At 59.3% G+C, this 20,182-nt stretch carries 19 protein-coding genes; 9 read left to right on the plus strand and 10 right to left on the minus strand.

What is annotated here, in order from left to right; translation table 11 throughout:
• Window positions 1–2 precede the first annotated feature (2 nt).
• Window positions 3–449 carry an RrF2 family transcriptional regulator gene (locus ACR0FG_RS03965; RefSeq protein ID WP_480890356.1) on the minus strand — a complete coding sequence of 149 codons (447 nt, stop codon included), beginning with the start codon at window positions 447–449 and terminating at the stop codon, window positions 3–5.
• Between the two features lie 93 nt (window positions 450–542).
• Between ACR0FG_RS03965 and ACR0FG_RS03970 the strand changes: the two genes are divergently transcribed.
• Window positions 543–1,112 carry a gamma-glutamylcyclotransferase family protein gene (locus tag ACR0FG_RS03970; RefSeq protein ID WP_480890358.1) on the plus strand — a complete coding sequence of 190 codons (570 nt, stop codon included), beginning with the start codon at window positions 543–545 and terminating at the stop codon, window positions 1,110–1,112.
• Between the two features lie 81 nt (window positions 1,113–1,193).
• On the opposite strand, the gene gltX is transcribed toward ACR0FG_RS03970, so the two are convergent.
• Entirely contained in the window at window positions 1,194–2,519 is a 1,326-nt protein-coding gene (gene gltX / locus ACR0FG_RS03975; protein WP_170712814.1) for a glutamate--tRNA ligase, read from the minus strand.
• Between the two features lie 107 nt (window positions 2,520–2,626).
• The gene (locus ACR0FG_RS03980; RefSeq protein WP_480890361.1) at window positions 2,627–3,061 is read right to left on the minus strand and encodes a DUF1801 domain-containing protein; all 435 of its coding nucleotides are present in this window, start codon (window positions 3,059–3,061) and stop codon (window positions 2,627–2,629) included.
• Window positions 3,062–3,177: 116 nt separating this feature from the next.
• Between ACR0FG_RS03980 and ACR0FG_RS03985 the strand changes: the two genes are divergently transcribed.
• On the plus strand, window positions 3,178–4,110 hold the full coding sequence (locus tag ACR0FG_RS03985; protein ID WP_480890364.1) for an MBL fold metallo-hydrolase: 933 nt from the start codon (window positions 3,178–3,180) through the stop codon (window positions 4,108–4,110).
• Between the two features lie 4 nt (window positions 4,111–4,114).
• On the opposite strand, the gene ACR0FG_RS03990 is transcribed toward ACR0FG_RS03985, so the two are convergent.
• The 3 genes from ACR0FG_RS03990 to ACR0FG_RS04000 all read right to left on the minus strand — a co-directional run bounded on the left by ACR0FG_RS03990 (window position 4,115) and on the right by ACR0FG_RS04000 (window position 7,835).
• Window positions 4,115–5,446 carry an NAD(P)/FAD-dependent oxidoreductase gene (locus ACR0FG_RS03990; protein WP_480890367.1) on the minus strand — a complete coding sequence of 444 codons (1,332 nt, stop codon included), beginning with the start codon at window positions 5,444–5,446 and terminating at the stop codon, window positions 4,115–4,117.
• Between the two features lie 160 nt (window positions 5,447–5,606).
• Window positions 5,607–5,816, minus strand: coding sequence for a hypothetical protein (locus ACR0FG_RS03995; RefSeq protein ID WP_480890370.1), 210 nt, complete (start codon window positions 5,814–5,816; stop codon window positions 5,607–5,609).
• A 360-nt stretch (window positions 5,817–6,176) separates the two neighbouring features.
• A complete protein-coding gene (locus tag ACR0FG_RS04000) occupies window positions 6,177–7,835 on the minus strand; it encodes an NAD+ synthase (protein WP_480890373.1) in 1,659 nt (552 codons plus the stop codon).
• A gap of 155 nt (window positions 7,836–7,990) precedes the next feature.
• Between ACR0FG_RS04000 and ACR0FG_RS04005 the strand changes: the two genes are divergently transcribed.
• Window positions 7,991–9,451, plus strand: a complete 1,461-nt coding sequence (locus tag ACR0FG_RS04005) for an MORN repeat-containing protein (protein ID WP_480890376.1) — start codon at window positions 7,991–7,993, stop codon at window positions 9,449–9,451.
• A 4-nt stretch (window positions 9,452–9,455) separates the two neighbouring features.
• On the opposite strand, the gene ACR0FG_RS04010 is transcribed toward ACR0FG_RS04005, so the two are convergent.
• The gene (locus ACR0FG_RS04010; RefSeq protein ID WP_480890379.1) at window positions 9,456–10,121 is read right to left on the minus strand and encodes an SDR family NAD(P)-dependent oxidoreductase; all 666 of its coding nucleotides are present in this window, start codon (window positions 10,119–10,121) and stop codon (window positions 9,456–9,458) included.
• 277 nt (window positions 10,122–10,398) lie between these two features.
• Here ACR0FG_RS04010 and ACR0FG_RS04015 point away from each other — a divergent pair, with 277 nt between their 5' ends.
• Window positions 10,399–11,973 carry a 2-isopropylmalate synthase gene (locus ACR0FG_RS04015; protein WP_480890382.1) on the plus strand — a complete coding sequence of 525 codons (1,575 nt, stop codon included), beginning with the start codon at window positions 10,399–10,401 and terminating at the stop codon, window positions 11,971–11,973.
• 50 nt (window positions 11,974–12,023) lie between these two features.
• Here ACR0FG_RS04015 and ACR0FG_RS04020 read toward each other — a convergent pair whose 3' ends face one another.
• The 3 genes from ACR0FG_RS04020 to ACR0FG_RS04030 all read right to left on the minus strand — a co-directional run bounded on the left by ACR0FG_RS04020 (window position 12,024) and on the right by ACR0FG_RS04030 (window position 14,408).
• Window positions 12,024–12,521 carry a DUF2141 domain-containing protein gene (locus ACR0FG_RS04020; RefSeq protein WP_480890385.1) on the minus strand — a complete coding sequence of 166 codons (498 nt, stop codon included), beginning with the start codon at window positions 12,519–12,521 and terminating at the stop codon, window positions 12,024–12,026.
• Window positions 12,522–12,539: 18 nt separating this feature from the next.
• The gene (locus ACR0FG_RS04025; RefSeq protein ID WP_480890388.1) at window positions 12,540–13,433 is read right to left on the minus strand and encodes a sterol desaturase family protein; all 894 of its coding nucleotides are present in this window, start codon (window positions 13,431–13,433) and stop codon (window positions 12,540–12,542) included.
• A gap of 183 nt (window positions 13,434–13,616) precedes the next feature.
• Window positions 13,617–14,408: a 23S rRNA (adenine(2030)-N(6))-methyltransferase RlmJ gene (locus ACR0FG_RS04030; protein ID WP_480890391.1), complete on the minus strand. Its 792-nt coding sequence runs from the start codon at window positions 14,406–14,408 to the stop codon at window positions 13,617–13,619.
• 155 nt (window positions 14,409–14,563) lie between these two features.
• Here ACR0FG_RS04030 and ACR0FG_RS04035 point away from each other — a divergent pair, with 155 nt between their 5' ends.
• Genes ACR0FG_RS04035 through rodA form a run of 5 tightly spaced genes read left to right on the plus strand, consistent with a single transcriptional unit; the run spans window position 14,564 to window position 20,174 of the window.
• Entirely contained in the window at window positions 14,564–15,610 is a 1,047-nt protein-coding gene (locus tag ACR0FG_RS04035) for a rod shape-determining protein (protein WP_039523195.1), read from the plus strand.
• Between the two features lie 56 nt (window positions 15,611–15,666).
• Window positions 15,667–16,569, plus strand: coding sequence for a rod shape-determining protein MreC (gene mreC / locus ACR0FG_RS04040; RefSeq protein ID WP_480890393.1), 903 nt, complete (start codon window positions 15,667–15,669; stop codon window positions 16,567–16,569).
• The gene (locus ACR0FG_RS04045; protein WP_480890395.1) at window positions 16,562–17,092 is read left to right on the plus strand and encodes a rod shape-determining protein MreD; all 531 of its coding nucleotides are present in this window, start codon (window positions 16,562–16,564) and stop codon (window positions 17,090–17,092) included. Before mreC ends, ACR0FG_RS04045 begins: the two co-directional genes overlap by 8 nt.
• Window positions 17,089–19,038, plus strand: a complete 1,950-nt coding sequence (mrdA, locus tag ACR0FG_RS04050; protein ID WP_480890397.1) for a penicillin-binding protein 2 — start codon at window positions 17,089–17,091, stop codon at window positions 19,036–19,038. The genes ACR0FG_RS04045 and mrdA overlap by 4 nt, the downstream gene beginning before the upstream one ends.
• Window positions 19,035–20,174, plus strand: coding sequence for a rod shape-determining protein RodA (gene rodA / locus ACR0FG_RS04055; protein WP_480890399.1), 1,140 nt, complete (start codon window positions 19,035–19,037; stop codon window positions 20,172–20,174). The genes mrdA and rodA overlap by 4 nt, the downstream gene beginning before the upstream one ends.
• The last annotated feature ends 8 nt before the right edge of the window (window positions 20,175–20,182 follow it).

Below are 20,182 nucleotides of genomic sequence, written 5' to 3' on the forward strand. Positions count from 1 at the left end.
TGTCAGCGGGCGCAGGCCACCGGCTGTAAGATCCTCAGAAGCGGGTCGTTGTCGCAGATCAGCGCGTCCAGCGTAATCTCATCCAACGACGCGTAAAAAACCTCGGCCGCATCCTGCAACGCCAGCCGCAGGCGGCACGCTTCTGTCAGAGGGCAGGTATTGTCGGCATCGGCAAAACACTCGGCAATCGGCAATGCCCCTTCAATGTCGCGAAACACCGCGCCAATGCGAATCTGATCGGCTCCACGGGCCAGCGTCATCCCACCATTGCGCCCGCGTTTGGTACTCAGATACTCCAATTGGCTCAGTTGATTGATCACCTGCGCCAGGTGGTTTTCCGAGATATTGCAAATCTCGGCGATCTCGGATTTTGTCACCAACCTGTCTTGATGGGCGGCACAATACATCAACAGCCGCACTGCAATGTTCGTCCGTTTGGTAATGCGCATCGGGACCTCCCTCGAATCTGAATGAAGCCTTATTGCATGTTCGGCAAAAAACCGGTTTGACATACATCAATCGCAACAAGGACCGCGCGCCGGATGGCAGACCCCTATTTCTTTGGCTATGGCAGCCTGGTGAATCTTTCCACACATGATTTCCCCAACCCACACCCGGCGCGGTTGAAGGGCTGGCGACGGGCTTGGCGTCACACTGACCTGCGTCCAGTTGCCATGCTGACGGCAATTCCTGACCCCGGATCCGAGATCGACGGCATGATCGCCCATGTGCCAAAGAACGACTGGGCGGCGCTGGATGAACGGGAATGGGCCTATGACCGCGTGTCCGCCACGCAATCTGTGTCGCACACGCTGACCCATGATGTCGAAATCGCAGTTTATGCGGTGCCTGAGGGCCGCCACACCCGCGCAACCGAAGACTACCCGGTGGTCCTCAGCTATCTCGATGTAGTAGTTCAGGGCTATTTGCGCGCCTTCGGCCCCGAAGGTGCCGAAAGGTTCTTTGCCACCACCGACGGCTGGCAGGCTCCGATCCTGAATGACCGCGCCGCGCCCCGCTATCCGCGCCACCAGCCGCTGAAACCGGACGAGACCCGTTTTGTCGACGACCACCTGACACGGCTGGGCTGCAGGATCATCCAGCCTGCATAACAAAGGGCAGACGCGCCGCCCACCCCTTCTTCTGTTCAAAAATACCTCCGCCGGAGGCACGCGCCACAAGGCGCGATCAACTTAGCCACGCGCGCGGATCACCTGAAGCAACGGCAGCAGAGCCGCCATTTCCGGTCCACGCTCCATACCCGTCAGCGCCTTGCGCAGCGGCATGAACAGGCCCTTGCCCTTGCGACCCGTCGCCTCTTTTACGGCATTGGTCCAAGCGCCCCAGGTCTCGCCATCGAACGGGCCTTCGGGTAACAGCGCCATCGCCTCGGCGATGAAATCACGATCCTCGTCGTCGATCAGCGGCTCAGCCCCATCGCGGCACAGATCCCACCAGCCTTTGAGGTCGTTCAATGTGGTGATATTCTCGCGCGCCATCGCCCAGAACGGCTCGGCCAGCTCGGGCGGAACGCCAGCGTTGGCCACCGCGTCAGCCACATCCGCCAAAGGTAACGATTGCAGATGTTTCGCGGTCAGCGGGAACAGGTCCTGCACGTCGAACTTGGTCGGGGCCGCGCCAAAGCGCGTGACATCGAACCCGTCGATCAGTTCCGCCATATCCGCCCGCAACTCAACCGGATCAGACGAGCCCAACCGCGCCATCAGGCTCAGCAGCGCCATTGGCTTGACACCCTGTTCGCGCAGATCGCGCAGGGCCAATGTGCCCAGACGTTTCGAAAGTGCCTCACCCTGAGGGCCGGTCAGCAGCGAATGGTGCGCAAACCGCGGGCAGCTGCCCCCCAGCGCCTCGATGATCTGAATCTGTGTCGCCGTGTTCGTCACATGGTCGGAGCCGCGCACCACATCGGTCACGCCCATCTCGGTATCGTCCACCACTGAGGCAATCGTATACAAAACCTGACCGTCCGCTTTGATCAGCACCGGATCAGACACCGAGGCCGCGTCGATCGAGATATCGCCCAGAATGCCGTCGGCCCATTCGATCCGCGAATGATTCAGTTTGAACCGCCAAACGCCGTTCCCACGCTCGGCGCGCAGAGCATCCTTTTCGGCATCCGTCAGATTCAGCGCCGCACGGTCATAGACCGGCGGCTTGCCCATGTTCAGTTGCTTCTTGCGCTTGAGGTCCAGTTCGGTCGGCGTTTCAAACGCCTCGTAGAACCTGCCCATCTCGCGCAGCTTGTCAGCGGCCTCGGCATAGCGGTCCAGGCGCTCGGACTGGCGCTCGACTCGGTCCCAGTGCAGTCCCAACCATTCCAGGTCCTGCTTGATGGCATCGACATATTCCTGCTTCGAGCGCTCGGGGTCGGTGTCGTCGATGCGCAGGATGAACGTGCCGCCTGCCTTGCGTGCGATCATGTAATTCATCAGCGCGGTGCGCAGGTTGCCCACATGGATGTAACCGGTGGGCGACGGGGCGAAACGGGTGGTGGTCATGGGTGTCTCCTGTTGGCGCGGCTCTTGTCACAGGATGGGCGAATTGTCCAGCGGATCACGGAAAACGCGCCGGATCGGTGAGAGTATTTTTGAAAAGATGAAGTCCGTCAGGTTGGCACGACCGGCCATTTCTGTGCCAGATCCTGCAACCCCGCCTGAACAAGTTCGGACAGGACCGTAAAGTCGATATCCGCCAGTTTGTTCACATAAAGACAGGATTTGCCCAGCTTGTGTTTTCCAAGTCTCGACAGGATATCGCCGAAATCAGCATAGCCCGGCATGATATAGATTGAATGTGCAGCCTTTCGCGGTGAGAACCCCGTCGCCAGAAAATCCCCCTCGCGCCCGGACGCGTAGTGGTAGTGATAGCAGCCGTAGCCGACAATCGACGGGCCCCACATCTGCGGCGCGAACCCCGTTGCCTTGCGAAACAACTGGTCAAGCTGCTGAGCTTCTTGCGCTTTTGGCGCGGGCTGCACCGTGGCGAGAAATTCCGCGACGCTTTGCCCGGTCGGTGCGGTTTTGTTTGCGGATTGCGGCATGAACAAAAATTAACACGTAATGTGCATCCGCGCAGCCTAAATACCGGGTGCACGGACTGGAGACAGGTTCGGACCGGCCTAGATCCTTCAATTATGCTCTGACAGGGAGAACGACGATGACCATCAAACTGACCCGCCGCGCGGCCCTTGGAACAGCTGCGGCACTACCTTTCGCAGCAACCGCAGCCCCGGTTCTGGCCGCTGGGTCCGAGACCAAGGCAAACTCGACAGTCGCAAAGTCGTTCCAATTGGGCGATTTCACCGTTACCACCCTGCTGGATGGCAGCTTGCCCCGGGACGGAGCGCAAGAGATTTTTGGCGGCGGCGCTTCGGACGAAGAATTCGCGCAGGTTTCAGCCGACAACTTCATCTCTCCCGACGTGGCACAGTTCTTCTTTACACCGACCCTGGTTAATACCGGTTCCGAACTGGTTCTGTTCGACACCGGCCTTGGACAAGGCGGCATTCAGGCGGCTCTGGCGGACGCTGGTGTGACACCGGATCAGATCGATGTGGTCGTGCTGACCCACATGCACCCCGACCATATCGGCGGCATGACAACCAATGACGCAGCCACCTTTGCAAATGCACGCTATGTCACCGCCGCGCCAGAGTATGAATTCTGGGCCGCGCAGGATGCAGGCAATCGTGTTGGCGATCTGGTTGCCGCAAAGGTCACGCCGCTGGCCGAAAAGATGACATTTGTCGAAGACGGCAACGATGTGGTGTCCGGCGTCACGGCGATGGCCGCCTTCGGGCACACGCCCGGTCATATGGTCTATCATCTGGAAAGCAACGGCCAGCGCCTGATCCTGACGGCGGATCTGGCCAATCATTATGTCTGGTCCTTCGCCCATCCCGAATGGGAGGTCCGGTTCGACATGGACAAAGCCGCTGCCACGGCCTCTCGTCGCAATGTTTTGGGTTTGCTGGCTGCCGACAAGGTGCCGATGATCGGCTATCACATGCCCTTCCCTGCGGCGGGCTATGTGGAAACGCGTGGCGACGGCTTCCGCTTTGTGCCGGTCAGCTATCAGATGATGGGTTGAGTGCTCAGTACCCCGGGTCCGGCCGCACGTCCGAGCCATCCGTAAAGCGCGAGAGCCGAAAGGCGGCCGGGTCAACGCAGGGCGCAGCACCTGTGACCAGATCGGCCACAAGGCGGCCTGCGCCGGGCCCTATGCCAAAGCCATGGCCCGAAAAGCCTGTGGCGATGACCAACCCCGGCATGTCATCCACGTCCGAGATGACGGGGATGGCGTCAGGTGTCACGTCGATCAAACCCGCCCAGCTTTGAACGATTTCCGCCTGCGCGAGGGCCGGAATCCCCCTGCGCGCTCGATCCCAGGTCTGCCGCAGCACTTTTTGCGACGGCTCGGGGTCCAGTACGCGGCAGTGTTCAAACGGGGTCACATCGGTGGGCAGCCATGCCCGGTCCTGTCTGGCCTCAACCGCCCATCTGCGCGAAATGCGAAAGCGCAAAGACTTCCATTCCTGACGGAAGGCGGGAAGGAAATGTTTTGCCAGCCGGAAGCTATCCGGCACAAGATCGACCGTGTTTTCATGGCCCGACGCAATCGTATAGCCACCATCGGCTCGTCTGCGCAGGGCGAAATTGTCCGACCACAGCGCGGGTTCGGGTCCGTCGGCAACGGGCGAGGTGCGCATTACCGTGTTGAGCACCTTCAACTGCGGCAAATCGATCCCGGCATTGCCTGCAAACAGGCGCGACCAGGCCCCGCCCGCCAGAACGACCCTTTCGCACGCAACCCGTCCGCGTTCGGTGAACACCCCGGCCACGCGACCGGACTGCATGTCGACGCTGCGGACAGCGCAGTTTGTCAGGATGACCGCACCCCGGTCCCGCGCGCCCTCGGCCATGGCAGGAGCCGCCCATTGCGGCTCGGCCCGGCCATCCTGCGGCATATGAAGGGCACACTCGAACTGGACCGCACCGCTGGGCAACAGCGCATTCAATGCAGCACCTGACAGGACTTCAGCCTCGGTGTGTTGCCCATCCACATTCTCCACCCATCTTTCAAGGTTCGCGCGGGCCCGCTTGCCGGAGGCGCCGAACAGAATACCCGCCTGAACATACCCGGTGTCACGCCCCAGCCGCTGATCCATGTCCTGCCACGCGCGCAGCGCTTCCTGCATCAAAGGAATTTCACGGGGGTCACGCATACCCAGCCGAACCCAGCCCCAGTTGCGCGAACTTTGTTCGCCCGCAATCTGCCCCTTTTCGCAGAGCAGAACAGAGATGCCGCGCTCGGCCAGTTCCAGCGCGGTGCTGGCACCAATAATGCCGCCGCCTATGACAACGGCATCGACCTGCTTGGGCAGATGCAGATCCGGTTCAACATGGGTAGGTTTGGGGCCTGGCATCTACCGCTCGATTCATAGTCCTCGGGCCGGTAGGGAGCCTCAGGACGGCGGAACTGACAATGTCGAAAGACCACGGCCAGGTGAATTGACCTGACCTGTGGCCATAAGGTCAACGTGCAGAGATTTTCCGCGTCATCTAGATAAGTAGAAAAAGCCTGACTTACGCAGCACCCGAGAGTTGCGCCCATGTCTGGCGCAGAACAGCACCAACACCCGAATCCTGCTGCGCGTCGGTCACGGCGGGATCCTGCGGCAGAAGATCGGGAAATTCAGAACGGCGCGGCGTTTCTTCGGGCTCGCAACCTCCGATCAGGCCCGCGATGGCTGCATCAAGCGCAACCTCATCCAGTTCTTGCGGCGGCGATTCCATTGTTTTGTACTGCCGCGGCGCATGAAGCGATTTATCATAAGTATCAACCATTTGATCACCAATACCATTCATTGCACCCAAACAATTTGGTGCATTCACCCAGATTCACATGTCCAACTCGTTCGCCCCATTTGGCACCGGGCCTTGTTGGAATGCGTCACGCTTGCCCCACATGAGGCAAACCCCTGTCTTAAATGTGGCAAAAAATGGGCTCAAATGCAAGCTATGTGAGAGGCTAACTTTTTGTGATTGCTGGGTTTTGTGAACAGTTTACGCAAAAACGAAAGACTGTCGTTCAAATCGCAACATTCACGCCAGCGCAGCGCGGTAGGGGGCTCAAAGCAGCGGCGAATTGGTATGTCAGCCCCGATCGCGCCAGCGATTCACGATGGGATAGCGGCGGTCCAGCCAGAAGGCGCGCGGGGTCAGGCGGGTGCCCGGCGCAGACTGGAACCGCTTGTATTCGCTGATGTAAATCAAATGCTCGACCCGCTGCGCATCGGCCTCGTCAAACCCGGCCTCGACGCAATCGGAGACCGACCCGTCCTGATCCACCAGAATCTCTAGAAGCGCGTCCAGAACCGGATAATCCGGCAGGCTGTCGCTGTCCTTCTGGTCCGCCCGTAATTCTGCACTGGGCGGTTTGTCGATGACCGAGGGGCGGATTACCTCGCCCGCAGGTCCCATCATCCAGTCGCGATGATTGGCGTTGCGCCAGCGACAGGTTTCGAACACGCGAGTTTTGTATAGATCCTTGATCGGATTATAGCCGCCGTTCATGTCGCCATAAATCGTGGCATAGCCCACCGCGATTTCGGACTTGTTCCCGGTGGTCAGCAGCATCTCGCCAAACTTGTTCGAGATCGCCATAAGCAGCAGCCCGCGCAAACGGGACTGGATGTTTTCCTCGGTCAAATCCTCATCCCGGCCCGCAAATATCGGCGCCAGTGTGTTCGTGACCGCCGCGCGGCTGTCCGAGATGGGAACGAAATCGTAGTGCACGCCCAGCGCTTTGGCGACGGCCTCGGCGTCATCCAGCGACGCTTGACTGGTGAACTCGGACGGCAACATCACGCACCGCACATTCTTCGCCCCGATTGCATCGACGGCGATGGTCGCGACAAGCGCCGAGTCAACGCCACCGGACAAGCCCAGAACGGCCTGTTTGAACCCGGTCTTGCCCATGTAGTCGCGCAAGGATTGAACCATCGCGCGATAGTCCTGTTCCCATTCGTCGGGCTGCGGCACAATCTCGGCAGGCTCGATGCGCCAGCCCGCATCGCCGCGCGCAAGATCAATATGGGTGATCGCTTCGTCAAACACCGGCATTCGGAACGCAAGCTCTCCGCCCGGATTCAGTCCAAATGTGGCGCCATCAAATACCTGATCGTCCTGACCGCCCACCATGTTGAGGTAGATCACCGGCAGCCCTGTTTCGACCGTGCGCGCGACCATGTGGTTCAGCCGCACATCGTATTTGTTGCGAAAATAGGGCGAACCGTTGGGGATCAACAGAAACTCGGCCCCCGTTTCCTCAAGCGTTTCCGCGACATCCTCGTGCCAGCCATCCTCGCAAATGGGGCTGCCGATGCGGGTGTTTCCCACCGCATAAGGCCCGCCCATCGGGCCGGAGTCGTACAAGCGAACCTCATCGAAAACGGTCTCATTCGGCAGGTGATGCTTGAGAACCTTGCTGGCAATACGACCGCCCTTGAGGATCAGATAGGCATTGTGCAGCTTGTCGTCTTCGACCCACGGCCCACCAATCGCAAGCGCCGGGCCATCGGCGCAATCCTGCGCAAGCTGTTCGACAGCGGCCATTGCGGCACGATGAAACACCGGCTTCATCACCAGATCCTGCGTGTTGTAGCCGGTGATGAACATTTCGGGCAGGGCGACCAGATCAGCCTCGGCCGCGCGCCCTTGCTGCCAGGCTGCGACGGCTTTTGCAGCGTTCCCCTCGATATCCCCAACAGTGGGATTCAGTTGCGCCAGCGTGATGCGGAAACGATCGGCCATGCTTGCCCTCTTGCGCTCGTCAGTTCCAAACGCATTTACCAGATCACAGCGCAAGGAAAAGACCAATGCGGCAAAAGCCGTTGCCCTGCCCCTTGCGGTATCCTAGTTTTGCGCCAGCTGTTTGAGACACCGCACGCATTACAGGCAGGTAGAAAATGAACGTGATCCGCACTTCCATCGCCATTGCAGCCCTTGCCCTGTCGGCTCAGGTTCTGACCGCTCAGGAAGATGGCCAGATCGTCGTTGCAGATGACGACATTGGCGGCGTCTACGAGGGAACGTTTCAGGGCGGCCTGCGTCACGGTACCGGCACCTATCGCCTGCCCGACGGGTTCGAATATTCGGGCGAGTGGGTCGAGGGTGAAATTCAGGGTCAGGGCACAGCCCGCTACGCCAACGGATCGGTCTATGAGGGAAGCTTTGTGCGCGGCAAGCCGGATGGGATCGGCAAGATCGTCTATGGTGATGGTGGCAGCTATGAGGGTGAATGGTCCGACGGCTCCATCCATGGAACCGGCGTGGCGCAATACGCAAATGGTATGCGCTATGAAGGCGCGTTCCAGAATGGCCGCCGCCATGGCAAAGGTGTCATTACGTCAAGCAACGGCTATTCCTACGAGGGCGACTGGATCGACGGGGCCAAACAGGGCAAGGGCAGGATCGCCTACCGAAACGGCGACGTTTATGAAGGCGATATTCTGGAGGGGCAGCGCCACGGCCAGGGTGTTCTGACAATGTCCAATGGCATGATCTATGACGGCGCCTGGACCGAAGACCGGATCACGGGCACAGGCCGTTTAGCCCAGCCCAATGGCGATGTCTACGAAGGCGATCTTGTGGACGGTCGACGGCACGGCAAGGGCAAAGCCACTTATGCCAACGGCGCAACCTATGAGGGTGACTATCTGGATGACCGGCGCCACGGCAAAGGGCGGTTTCTGGGCACCGACGGGTTCGACTATTCCGGCGAGTGGACAAATGGTCAGATCGAGGGATTGGGTGAGATGACCTATCCCGATGGCACCACCTATGTCGGGGATTTCGTCGCTGATCTGCCGCAGGGCAAGGGCATTCAAACCTATCCGGACGGCACCATCTATGATGGCGATTGGATAGCGGGCATTTTCGAAGGATCGGGCAAGGCAACCTATCCCAATGGCACTGTCTATTCAGGGCAATTCAAGAACGGCGTCAACCACGGCACCGGCACCCTGACCCTTGCCAACGGGTATCGCTACGAAGGGGATTGGATCGAAGGAATCCGCCAAGGCACAGGCAAGGCCAGTTTTCCCGATGGAACTATCTATGAGGGCGGGTTCGAAAACGGTCAGCGCCATGGCGAAGGCACGCTGAAAACGCCGCGTGGTTTTACCTACACCGGGGGATGGGCCAACGGCAAGATCACCGGAACCGGCGTTGCAACCTACGCCACTGGCGATGTCTATGAGGGCACGTTTCTGGACAACAAGCGTCACGGCGATGGCACGATGCGATACGCAAACGGCGAAGAAGAAACTGGTATCTGGCAAGATGGCGAATTGTCAGAAGAAGCCACAGGCACCCCGGCTGTGTCGACCCCCGATACCGATGCTGACGCCACACCCTCGGACGGCTAACTGCCTACCAGGGGATTGGCTTCCCAGCCCAGTCAAAGAATCCACCCGAATTCTCTGGCGTCAGGTATTCCATGACGCGCATCAGGTTTTGCGCTGCCTCATCCGGCGAGACAGCCGGGTGGCGGCCTGAATATTTCTCGGTAAAGGCGGTTTTGACCGTGCCGGGGTGAAGCGAAACGCAGATCGCCTGTTTATGCGTTCTGGCCAGTTCGATCGCTGCGGTATGCACGATCTGATTCACCGCAGCCTTTGCCGCACGGTAGCTAACCCACCCGCCCAGCCGGTTATCGCCAATCGACCCGACCCGAGCGGACAGAACTCCAAAAACTGCGCGACGGTCGCGGGGCAGTAATCGGCCGGCATGTTTCAACATCAACGCAGGCCCAACCGCGTTCAGTGCGAACTGATCCATCATGGCCTGCGCCGAAAGGGTACGTAACGATTTCTCGGGCGCCGCGCCCGCAATCTCAAGCGCCCCGGAAGCGACGAGTATCAGGTCAAAGTCAGTCTGGATTTCGGAAAGTATGCGCTCAGCCGTATCGGGCTTAGTCAGGTCAAAACCCTCGCCCGATCGCGACAGGCCGGTTACGGCAACGCCTCGGCCCTCAAGCTGCTGGCGAACGGCACCGCCAATCCCCCCGGTTGCGCCTATGATCAATGCCTTTCTCATATGCTTGCACCTAGCGGAGCTTTCCTTTGGATCAACGGTGCTGGCACCAAAGATCCCACATCCGAAAATTCCTGCTTTTCATTCCCAGATCGACCTGTATAACCTGGATCCCATGATCAACCGTGCAGATACCCTTGTTGCTGACACCGCTATGCGCGGTGCGTCTCTGCCCGGCCTACTGATCCTAATCCGCCTCTGAGCGTGCCATCCGGCGCGCCCGCTCAGAGGAGGACGCCAGCGCGCCATAGGCTTTAGGACAGACAAGAAAGAGATTCCCATGACCAACGTGACCGACCAAGACCGCGTCTTGATCTTTGACACAACCCTGCGCGACGGCGAGCAAAGCCCGGGTGCCACGATGACCCATGCCGAAAAGCTGGAGATCGCCGAGCTTCTGGACGATATGGGCGTCGACATCATCGAAGCCGGGTTCCCCATCGCATCCGAAGGTGACTTCAAAGCGGTGTCCGAGATTGCCGAGCGGTCGAAGAACAGCCGCATCTGCGGTCTGGCCCGCGCCAATTTCGCTGATATCGACCGCTGCTGGGAGGCGGTGAAACACGCCGGAAAGAACCGCATTCATACGTTCATCGGCACCTCTCCGCTGCACCGCGCCATTCCGAATCTGACACAGGACGAAATGGCCGAGAAGATCCACGAAACCGTCAGCCATGCGCGCAACCTGTGCGACAACGTGCAATGGTCGCCGATGGATGCAACGCGGACCGAGTGGGACTACCTGTGCCGCGTGATCGAGATTGCGATCAAGGCCGGGGCCACAACGATCAACATTCCCGACACGGTGGGCTATACCGCCCCCGTCGAAAGCGCCGACCTGATCAAACGTCTGATCGAAACCGTGCCAGGCGCAGATGAGGTGGTCTTTGCCACCCATTGCCACAACGACCTTGGCATGGCGACCGCGAACTCTCTGGCCGCCGTTGCAGGTGGTGCGCGTCAGATCGAATGCACCATCAACGGTCTGGGCGAACGCGCGGGCAACACCGCGCTGGAGGAGGTCGTGATGGCGCTGCGCACGCGTAACGACATCATGCCTTGGAATACCGGCATCGACACCACCAAGATCATGCATATATCGCGCCGGGTGGCGACGGTGTCGGGCTTTAACGTGCAGTTCAACAAGGCCATCGTTGGCAAGAACGCCTTTGCCCATGAAAGCGGCATCCATCAGGACGGGATGCTGAAGAACCGCGAGAACTTCGAGATCATGCGCCCCGAGGATATCGGCCTGTCCGGCACCTCTTTGCCATTGGGCAAGCATTCGGGCCGCGCGGCGCTGCGCGATAAGCTGAACACGCTGGGCTATGAGGTGGGTGACAACCAGCTCAAGGACATCTTTGTCCGGTTCAAGGAACTGGCCGACCGCAAGAAAGAGGTATTCGACGACGATATCATCGCGCTGATGACGCTGGATGATGATGACGGCGACGACCAACTGCAACTTGTATCGATGAAAGTGACCTGCGGCACCGTCGGTAAGGCCGAAGCCACCATCGAGATGGAAGTGGATGGCAAAGAGGTCATTGCCACGGAAACCGGCGACGGCCCCGTCGATGCTGCGTTCCGCGCCATTCGGATCGTGCATCCCAACACGGCGCATCTGCAGCTGTATCAGGTGCACGCAGTGACCGAAGGTACGGATGCGCAGGCCACGGTGTCCGTGCGACTGGAAGAGGACGGCATGATCGCCACTGGTCAATCTGCAAACACCGATACGGTCGTCGCCTCGGCCAAGGCCTATATCCACGCGCTGAACCGCCTGATTGTGCGCCGTCAAAAGGCCGGTCCCGGCGCGGACACGCGTGAGATTTCGTACAAAGACCTGTCCTAGACAAAAAAGGGCGGCCCAATGTGGCCGCCCTTTCCAATTCTGCGTCTTTGCTACGGCCAGTAAAACAGCGTCAGATCCGCTGGTTTTCCGGGTGCAATCAGCGAGTATTCAAATACGGGGACGTCGTTCAGGTCATTCATGCCCGACACCGCATAGCCCTCGGTCGGCAGGTATTCCTCGTCATAATTGAAATCGTAGTCCCCGTTCTCATCGTGAAAAGCGATCACAGCATAGAACTCACCATCCAGACCTGGAAAATCGAAACGCATCGGTTGTGTTGAAGCAGGCGCTTCTAGATACCCTGCGGCTTTGGTGTAATCCATGTTATCAAAGGCCGCCTGCTGATCGAACGCCATGACGATCATGTTGCCGTCTGAATTGCGTCCTCCGCGCAGGTTGACGGTCACCCCACCATGCTGTGCCGCATCGGTGGTCGAGGCCGCAGCGTCTTGGATGTTTGTTCCGAACCCCGATGCAACCCAGGCGCCGCCGACAAACAACCCTGCGGTCACGATGGCCGCAGTAATACGTTGGGTGTTACTTGGCATATTCTGCACTCCTTTAGCTTATTCCGCAGGCTTTTGCGGCTTTGACTTGGGCTGCCAACCCGGTGGGCCAAAGAACACACCCAGCTTGTTTCTCAGCCCCGGCATGTTCCAGACATCCCGGAACAGGCGGGAAAATCCGTGTAGAAACGCGACAAAAGGATTGACCGAGTCAATCGGCTTGACGAGGCCATAGACGACCTCTTCGTTTTCGTCCTCGAACGTACCGAACATTCGGTCCCAGATTATCAGTATCCCGGCATAGTTCTTATCCAGATATTTGCGGTTCGATCCATGGTGGACGCGGTGATGCGAGGGCGTATTGAAGACATACTCAATCGGCCGCCAGAGTTTCTTGATGACCTCGGTATGCAGGGCCGTCTGATAGAGTTGCACCAGCAGTTCCGCGATCAGAACGACAAACGGGTTGAACCCCAGCAGCACCAGCGGCAGGTGAAAGAACAACGGCCAGAACCCGTCGAGCGGGCCATGTCGGTACGCCACCGAGATGTTGAAGAAGGGCGAGCTGTGGTGAACCGAATGCGTCGCCCAAAGGAAGTTAACGCGGTGCAATATCCGGTGCTCCCAATAATAGGCAAGATCGGCAAGGATCAGCACGATAATGAAGGATGCCCATGTAGTCGGGATGTCAAAGACAGCGAACTGGAAGGCCCAGACATAGGCCCCGATATAGAATCCAGCCAGCAGCACAAAACTGATGCCGATAAAGAACGCCAGAGTGATAAAGTTGGTGATGGTATCCCCGACCATCTGCCAGTTCAGTTTCTTCACCACCGCATAGCGCAGCAGTTCAAACGCCAGAAAGCCCAGCGCGAAGACGAAGAACCAGTCGTTGATCAGGTTTTCCCAATAACTCAGGTGAAAATCACTGATGTGGCGGCTTAAGAAGTCCATCGAAGTGTTCCAGATTTTGTTTATTGTCATATTTGACAAATAACTGGCGTAACCTGTACGGAAATTCAAGGTGCTTGCGCCAAAAAACATGCGGACCCTGCGTGAACTGCAGGATCTCACGAACAAACACGCCTGCCGCGTGCGTTGTTTTATTGACATATTTCTTATGGTTAAGCGCGACGCTTAGGCAGACAGGCTGCCGAACAACTGATCCAGCCGTTTGGCCGTATCGCTTAGACCAAAGGGCGCGTTCACGACAAACATACCGGATCCGATCATGCCATGACCCTTGCGCGCGGCAGGAAAGCGGACCTCATGATGGAGAACCTTGGGGAAGTCCCGCTTGGCCAAAACATCCCGCATGGCCTGATGCCGCCCATTGGCAAGGATCGGATACCACAGCGCGATGACCCCGACATTCCACTTGCGATTCAACGAGGTGATGATCCCCAGCAGCCGGTCGTAGTCCGACTTGATCTCATAGCTTGGGTCAATCAGCAGAAACCCCCGCCTTGGCGTCGGCGGCAGCAGCGACTGCGCCAGTTCGAACCCGTCTTGTTGATAGGTGCGCGCGTCAGTCGCCGACAAGGCGCTGGACAAGGCGCGGTATTCCTGCGGGTGTAACTCGGCCAGATGCATCTTGTCCTGCGGTCGCAGCAGATTTGCCGCAATGAGCGGCGAACCGGGATAGGCAGATTGGCCATATCTGGATTTGACGGCCGCGATTGCCTGGCTCAACGGATGTGTGGCATCGAACCAGCCTTCGACCAGCGCACGCTCGATCCCGGCTGCGGCTTCGCCGGTTTGAACGGCCTGATCCGAGTCCAACTGATACAGTCCGCGCCCCGAATGGGTTTCCACATAGCTTAGCGGTTTGTCTTTTTGTGTCAGATAGGCAAGCGTTTCTGCCACAATCGCGTGCTTATGGACATCCGCAAGGTTCCCGGCGTGGTAAATATGTTGATATGAGAGCATTTTGCCTTCTAAAGTCCCTATCAATGAGGCGAAAAGGTGCTGATTGTCTTGGAATCAGCCCTTTTACCGGGCGAGTTGGCACCCTATAAGGCATCCGTCCCGGAACCGTCGAGTCGCGGGCAGTGGAAATTCTGACAAACAGGATCAGTAAAATTATGGGCATCTTTGGCAATCTGGGCGGCCTGTTCACAGCGGACATGGCCATCGACCTCGGAACAGCGAATACGTTGGTCTATGTCAAGGGGCGCGGCGTGATCCTGTCGGAACCTTCGGTTGTGGCCTATCACGTCAAGGATGGCGTCAAAAAGGTTCTCGCCGTGGGCGAGGACGCCAAACTGATGTTGGGCCGGACACCCGGATCGATTGAGGCCATCCGCCCGATGCGCGAAGGTGTGATTGCTGACTTCGACACCGCCGAAGAGATGATCAAGCATTTCATCCGCAAGGTTCACAAACGCTCGACCTTTTCCAAGCCCAAGATCATTGTCTGCGTCCCCCATGGCGCGACCCCGGTTGAGAAACGCGCAATCCGTCAGTCGGTTCTGTCGGCAGGTGCGCGCCGCGCGGGCCTGATCGCGGAACCGATCGCCGCGGCGATTGGCGCAGGGATGCCGATCACCGATCCGACCGGCAACATGGTCGTCGACATCGGCGGCGGTACAACCGAAGTTGCAGTTCTATCGCTGGGCGACATCGTTTATGCGCGCTCGGTCCGCGTGGGTGGAGACCGGATGGATGAGGCCATCATCTCGTATCTGCGTCGCCAGCAGAACCTGCTGGTCGGTGAATCCACCGCCGAGCGCATCAAGACCACCATTGGCACCGCCCGGATGCCCGACGACGGCCGCGGCCAGTCGATGCATATCCGCGGGCGTGACCTGCTGAACGGTGTGCCGAAGGAAATCGAGATCAGCCAGGCGCAGGTGGCCGAAGCGTTGTCAGAACCTGTGCAGCAGATTTGCGAGGCGGTGATGACCGCTCTGGAAACCACACCGCCCGATCTGGCGGCAGACATTGTTGACAGGGGCGTCATGCTGACCGGCGGCGGCGCTTTGCTGGGCGATCTGGACCTTGCGCTGCGCGAACAGACCGGTTTGGCGGTGTCGATTGCCGATGAAAGCCTGAATTGTGTGGCTTTGGGAACCGGCAAGGCGCTGGAATACGAAAAACAACTGCGCCACGCGATTGACTACGAAAGCTAAGGCGCGCACCCTTATGGGGCGAACAATCGGGCGCGAGCAGCACGGGAAGGTAGCCTGTGGCAAAGGACCGATCACAGCGCGACGAATACACAACACCTCTGCGCAGATTGCTGTTGGGGATTGTTGTGCTGTGCCTGCTGGGAATTTTCGTCATCTGGCGCATCGACAGTCCCCGAGTAGAACGGTTCCGCGCACAGGTTGTTGACAAGGTTGTTCCGTCGATGGAATGGGCGATGGTGCCCGTCACCGCAGCGGTTAATCTGGTTCGCGACTTTCAAAGCTATCAGCGTCTGAGCGAGCAGAATCAAGAGCTGCGCAGCGAACTGCGCCTGATGCGCGCGTGGAAAGAAGCGGCGTTGCAGCTGGAACAGGAAAACGCCCGATTGCTGGACCTGAACAACGTGCGGCTGGACGCGCGGCTGACCTATATCACCGGCGTGGTCATGGCCGACAGCGGCTCACCTTTCCGGCAATCGGTCTTGCTGAACGTGGGCGAACGTGACGGTATCGTGGATGGCTGGGCCACGATGGACGGTATTGGGGTTGTAGGCCGCATTTCGGGCGTCGGACCGGATACGGCGCGGGTGATCCTGTTGACTGACGCGTCCAGCGCGATACCCGCCACGATCCAACCGTCAGGGCAAACTGCGCTTGTAACCGGGGACAACACACCCACACCCGCAATCGAGTTCCTGGAGAACCGCGAACTTGTCCGCCCCGGCGACCGCGTCGTCACCTCGGGCGATGGCGGAGTTTTCCCTGGCGGTCTGCTGATCGGTCAGATCGCCATGGACCCGGGTGGCCGTTTGCGGGTGCGCTTATCGGCAGATTTCGAACGGCTGGAATTTCTACGCGTGCTGCGCTTTCAATCCGCGCCGACCATTCGCGATCCGGGTGGTATCGTTGGCCCGCGCCAGCCCGAGGCCGCCCTGACCGCGCCGGAGGCCGGGGATGGATAGATCGCCCTCGCATCTCTGGATCAAGCGCAGCCTCTATGTCGTTCTGGCGCTCCTGATCCTGTTCCTACACCTCTTGCCGCTGGACACGCGCCCGGACCGACTGCCGTCTCCTGACCTGTTGATCGCCTTGACTTACGCGTGGGTGCTGCGGCGGCCCGAATACGTGCCGGTCCTGACCATTGCGTTGGTGATGCTGATGGCTGATCTGTTGCTGCAACGCCCGCCGGGCCTGTTGGCTGCGTTGGTGGTGATGGGTGCGTCTTATCTGCGTTCGGCCGCCTTTGGGATGCGGGATGCTGGGTTCATCAGCGAATGGACCACCGTTGGCGCCGTGATCACGGCAGTTTTTGTGATCAATCGCGTCATTCTTGCTATTCTATCGGTAGAACAGGCCGCACTGGGTCCCATGGTGGTACAGATGGTTCTGACAATTGCGATCTATCCGGTGATCGTTCTGCTGAGTCAGAGCGCGTTTGGCGTGCGGCGCAAATCGGTCGCTGATGGCGCACAGGTGCGGACATGAAACAGCGCAAGCCAAAGTCGCCGGGTCTTGCCTATAAACGCCTGCCGCGCCGGGCGCTGGTGTTGGGCGGATTGCAGGCCGCATTTATCGGTGGCCTAGCAGCCCGGATGCGTTTCATGCAGGTTGATCAGGCCGACGAATACCGTCTGCTGGCCGAGGAAAACCGGATCAACATTCGCCTGATCCCACCGACCCGGGGCCGCATTTATGACCGCAATGGTCAGATCATTGGTCAGAACTCGCCGTCATACCGGATTGTTATCGTGCGCGAGGATGCAGGCGATATCGACAAGGTCATCGCCAAACTGTCCGATCTGATCCCCCTGAACGAGGATGAGATCGAGCGGGCGCGCACCGAAATGCGTCGCTCGGCCCCGTTCCTGCCCGTCACACTGGTTGATCAGGTGACGTGGGAAGATATCTCAAAGGTCGCGGTAAACGCCCCCGCGCTGCCCGGTGTCACGCCCGAGGTCGGTCAGACGCGGCAGTACCCGCGATACGAGGATTTCGCCCATATTGTCGGATATGTCGGCCCCGTCAGCGACTACGACCTGAGCCAGATCGAAGACCCCGAACCGGTGCTGCGTATCCCAAGATTCCAGATCGGCAAGGTCGGTCTGGAAGCCAAGCAAGAGATCGACCTGCGCGGCAAGGCCGGATCAAAACGCGTCGAGGTGAACGCCACCGGACGCGTCATGCGCGAACTGGACCGGCAGGAAGGTCAGCCGGGGGCCGATTTGCAACTGTCGGTCGATGCGGGCTTGCAGCAATACGCTCAGGCGCGGCTGGCTGGCGAGAGCGCCGCTGCCGTTGTGATCGATTGCGAAACCGGCGATCTGCGGGCGATGGCGTCGGCCCCCAGTTTCGATCCCAATCTGTTTGTGCGCGGTATATCGGTCGCGGATTATCAGATCCTGACGCAGGACAAATATCGCCCGCTGGCCAACAAGACGGTTCAGGGCACGTATCCTCCGGGCTCGACGTTCAAGATGGTCACTGCGCTGGCCGCGCTTGAGGCAGGCATCGTTGGCCCCGGCAATACCGTTTATTGCCCCGGGCACCTCAAGGTTGGCAGTCGCCGCTTTCACTGCTGGAAGCGCGGAGGTCACGGCATGGTGGACCTCAACACGTCGCTCAAGCGCAGCTGCGATGTTTATTACTATGACGTGGCGATCAAGGTCGGCATCGACAAGATCTCCGAGATGGCGCGCACCCTTGGGCTGGGCGTCAAGCACGACATCCCGATGTCTGCCGTGCGCGCCGGTCTGGCACCCAATCAGGAATGGAAGCAACGCACCCATGGTGAAGACTGGCTGATCGGCGACACGGCCAATGCCTCGATCGGGCAGGGCTTCATGCTGGCCTCGCCCATGCAACTGGCTGTCATGACGGCAAGGATCGCCACCGGGCGCGCCGTCACGCCGCGTCTGGTCCGGTCCATTGACGGCATCGAACAGCCAACCGGCGCGGGCGAGCCGCTTGGGATCAACCGCGCCAATCTGAACTATATACGTGAGGCGATGTGGTCCGTCTCGAACGACCGGCGCGGGACGGCTTATCGCAGCCGCATCATTGCCGATGATTTCCGCATGGCCGGAAAGACCGGCACCAGCCAGGTGCGCAACATCACCAAGGCCGAACGCGCTGCAGGTGTGATCCGCAACGAAGATCTGCCGTGGGAACGCCGCGACCACGCGCTGTTCGTTAGCTTTGCGCCCTATGACAACCCGAAATACGCCATCGCCGTTGTGGTTGAGCACGGCGGCGGTGGGTCTAAAGCCGCCGCGCCGGTTGCGCGTGATATCATGTTGCAGGCACTCTACAACGGCACGCCCCCGCTTGAGGCATACCCCAAGGGTGATCGCGAACGCATCAAGGAACAGCAAAAGCGGCTGGAAGGTGACCGGCGACCCAAAGCGCGTCCGGGCGAGAAGGACCGCGCATGAGTTACCTCGAATACGCCGTCAAATCCACGCCATCAGGGTTCCGCAAGGTTCTGTATATGAACTGGCCCCTGACGTTGCTGCTGATCAGCGTCGCCAGCGCCGGGTTCCTGATGCTGTTTTCGGTGGCGGGTGGGTCATGGAGACCGTGGGCGGAACCTCAGATGGAGCGGTTCGGCCTTGGCATGGCCGCTATGTTCATCATCGCCATCGTTCCGATCTGGTTCTGGCGCAACATGTCGGTGGTGGCCTATCTGGGCTCAATCGGTTTGCTGATCATTGTAGAGCTTTTTGGCACCATCGGGATGGGTGCGCAGCGCTGGATCGATCTGGGATTTATGCGACTGCAACCCTCTGAGGTGATGAAAGTCGCGCTGGTGATGGTGCTGGCGGCGTATTATGACTGGCTACCCGCGCACAAGACCTCTCGGCCATTGTGGGTATTGATCCCGGTCGCCTTGATCCTGATCCCCACTTTCATGGTTTTGAAGCAACCCGATTTGGGCACATCGATCCTGCTGTTGGCCGCAGGCGGCGGGCTGATGTTTCTGGCCGGTGTTCACTGGGCCTATTTCGCGGCCGTTATCGCCGCAGGCGTTGGGTTGATCACGGCTGTGTTCCAAAGCCGTGGCACCGATTGGCAGCTACTGAAGGACTATCAGTTCCGCCGCATCGATACGTTTCTGGACCCCTCAACCGACCCGCTGGGTGCCGGCTATCACATTACCCAATCCAAGATCGCCCTGGGCTCGGGCGGGTGGAATGGTCGCGGGTTCATGCAGGGCACGCAGTCGCGCCTGAACTTCCTGCCGGAAAAACACACCGACTTTATCTTTACCACCCTGGCCGAGGAATTCGGTTTTGTCGGCGGCATTACTTTGTTGATCCTCTACGGGCTGATCCTTATCTTCTGCATGGTCACGGCGCTTTCGACCAAAGACAGGTTCTCGTCACTGGTAACGCTGGGGATCGCGCTGAACTTCTTCCTGTTCTTCGCCGTCAACATGTCGATGGTGATGGGTCTGGCCCCGGTTGTGGGTGTACCCTTGCCAATGGTCAGCTATGGCGGTTCGGCCATGCTGGTGCTGATGGCAGCCTTTGGCATCGTGCAAAGCGCCCACATCCACCGTCCACGCTGAAAGGTCAT

The organism is Ruegeria sp. E1, assembly GCF_056534225.1.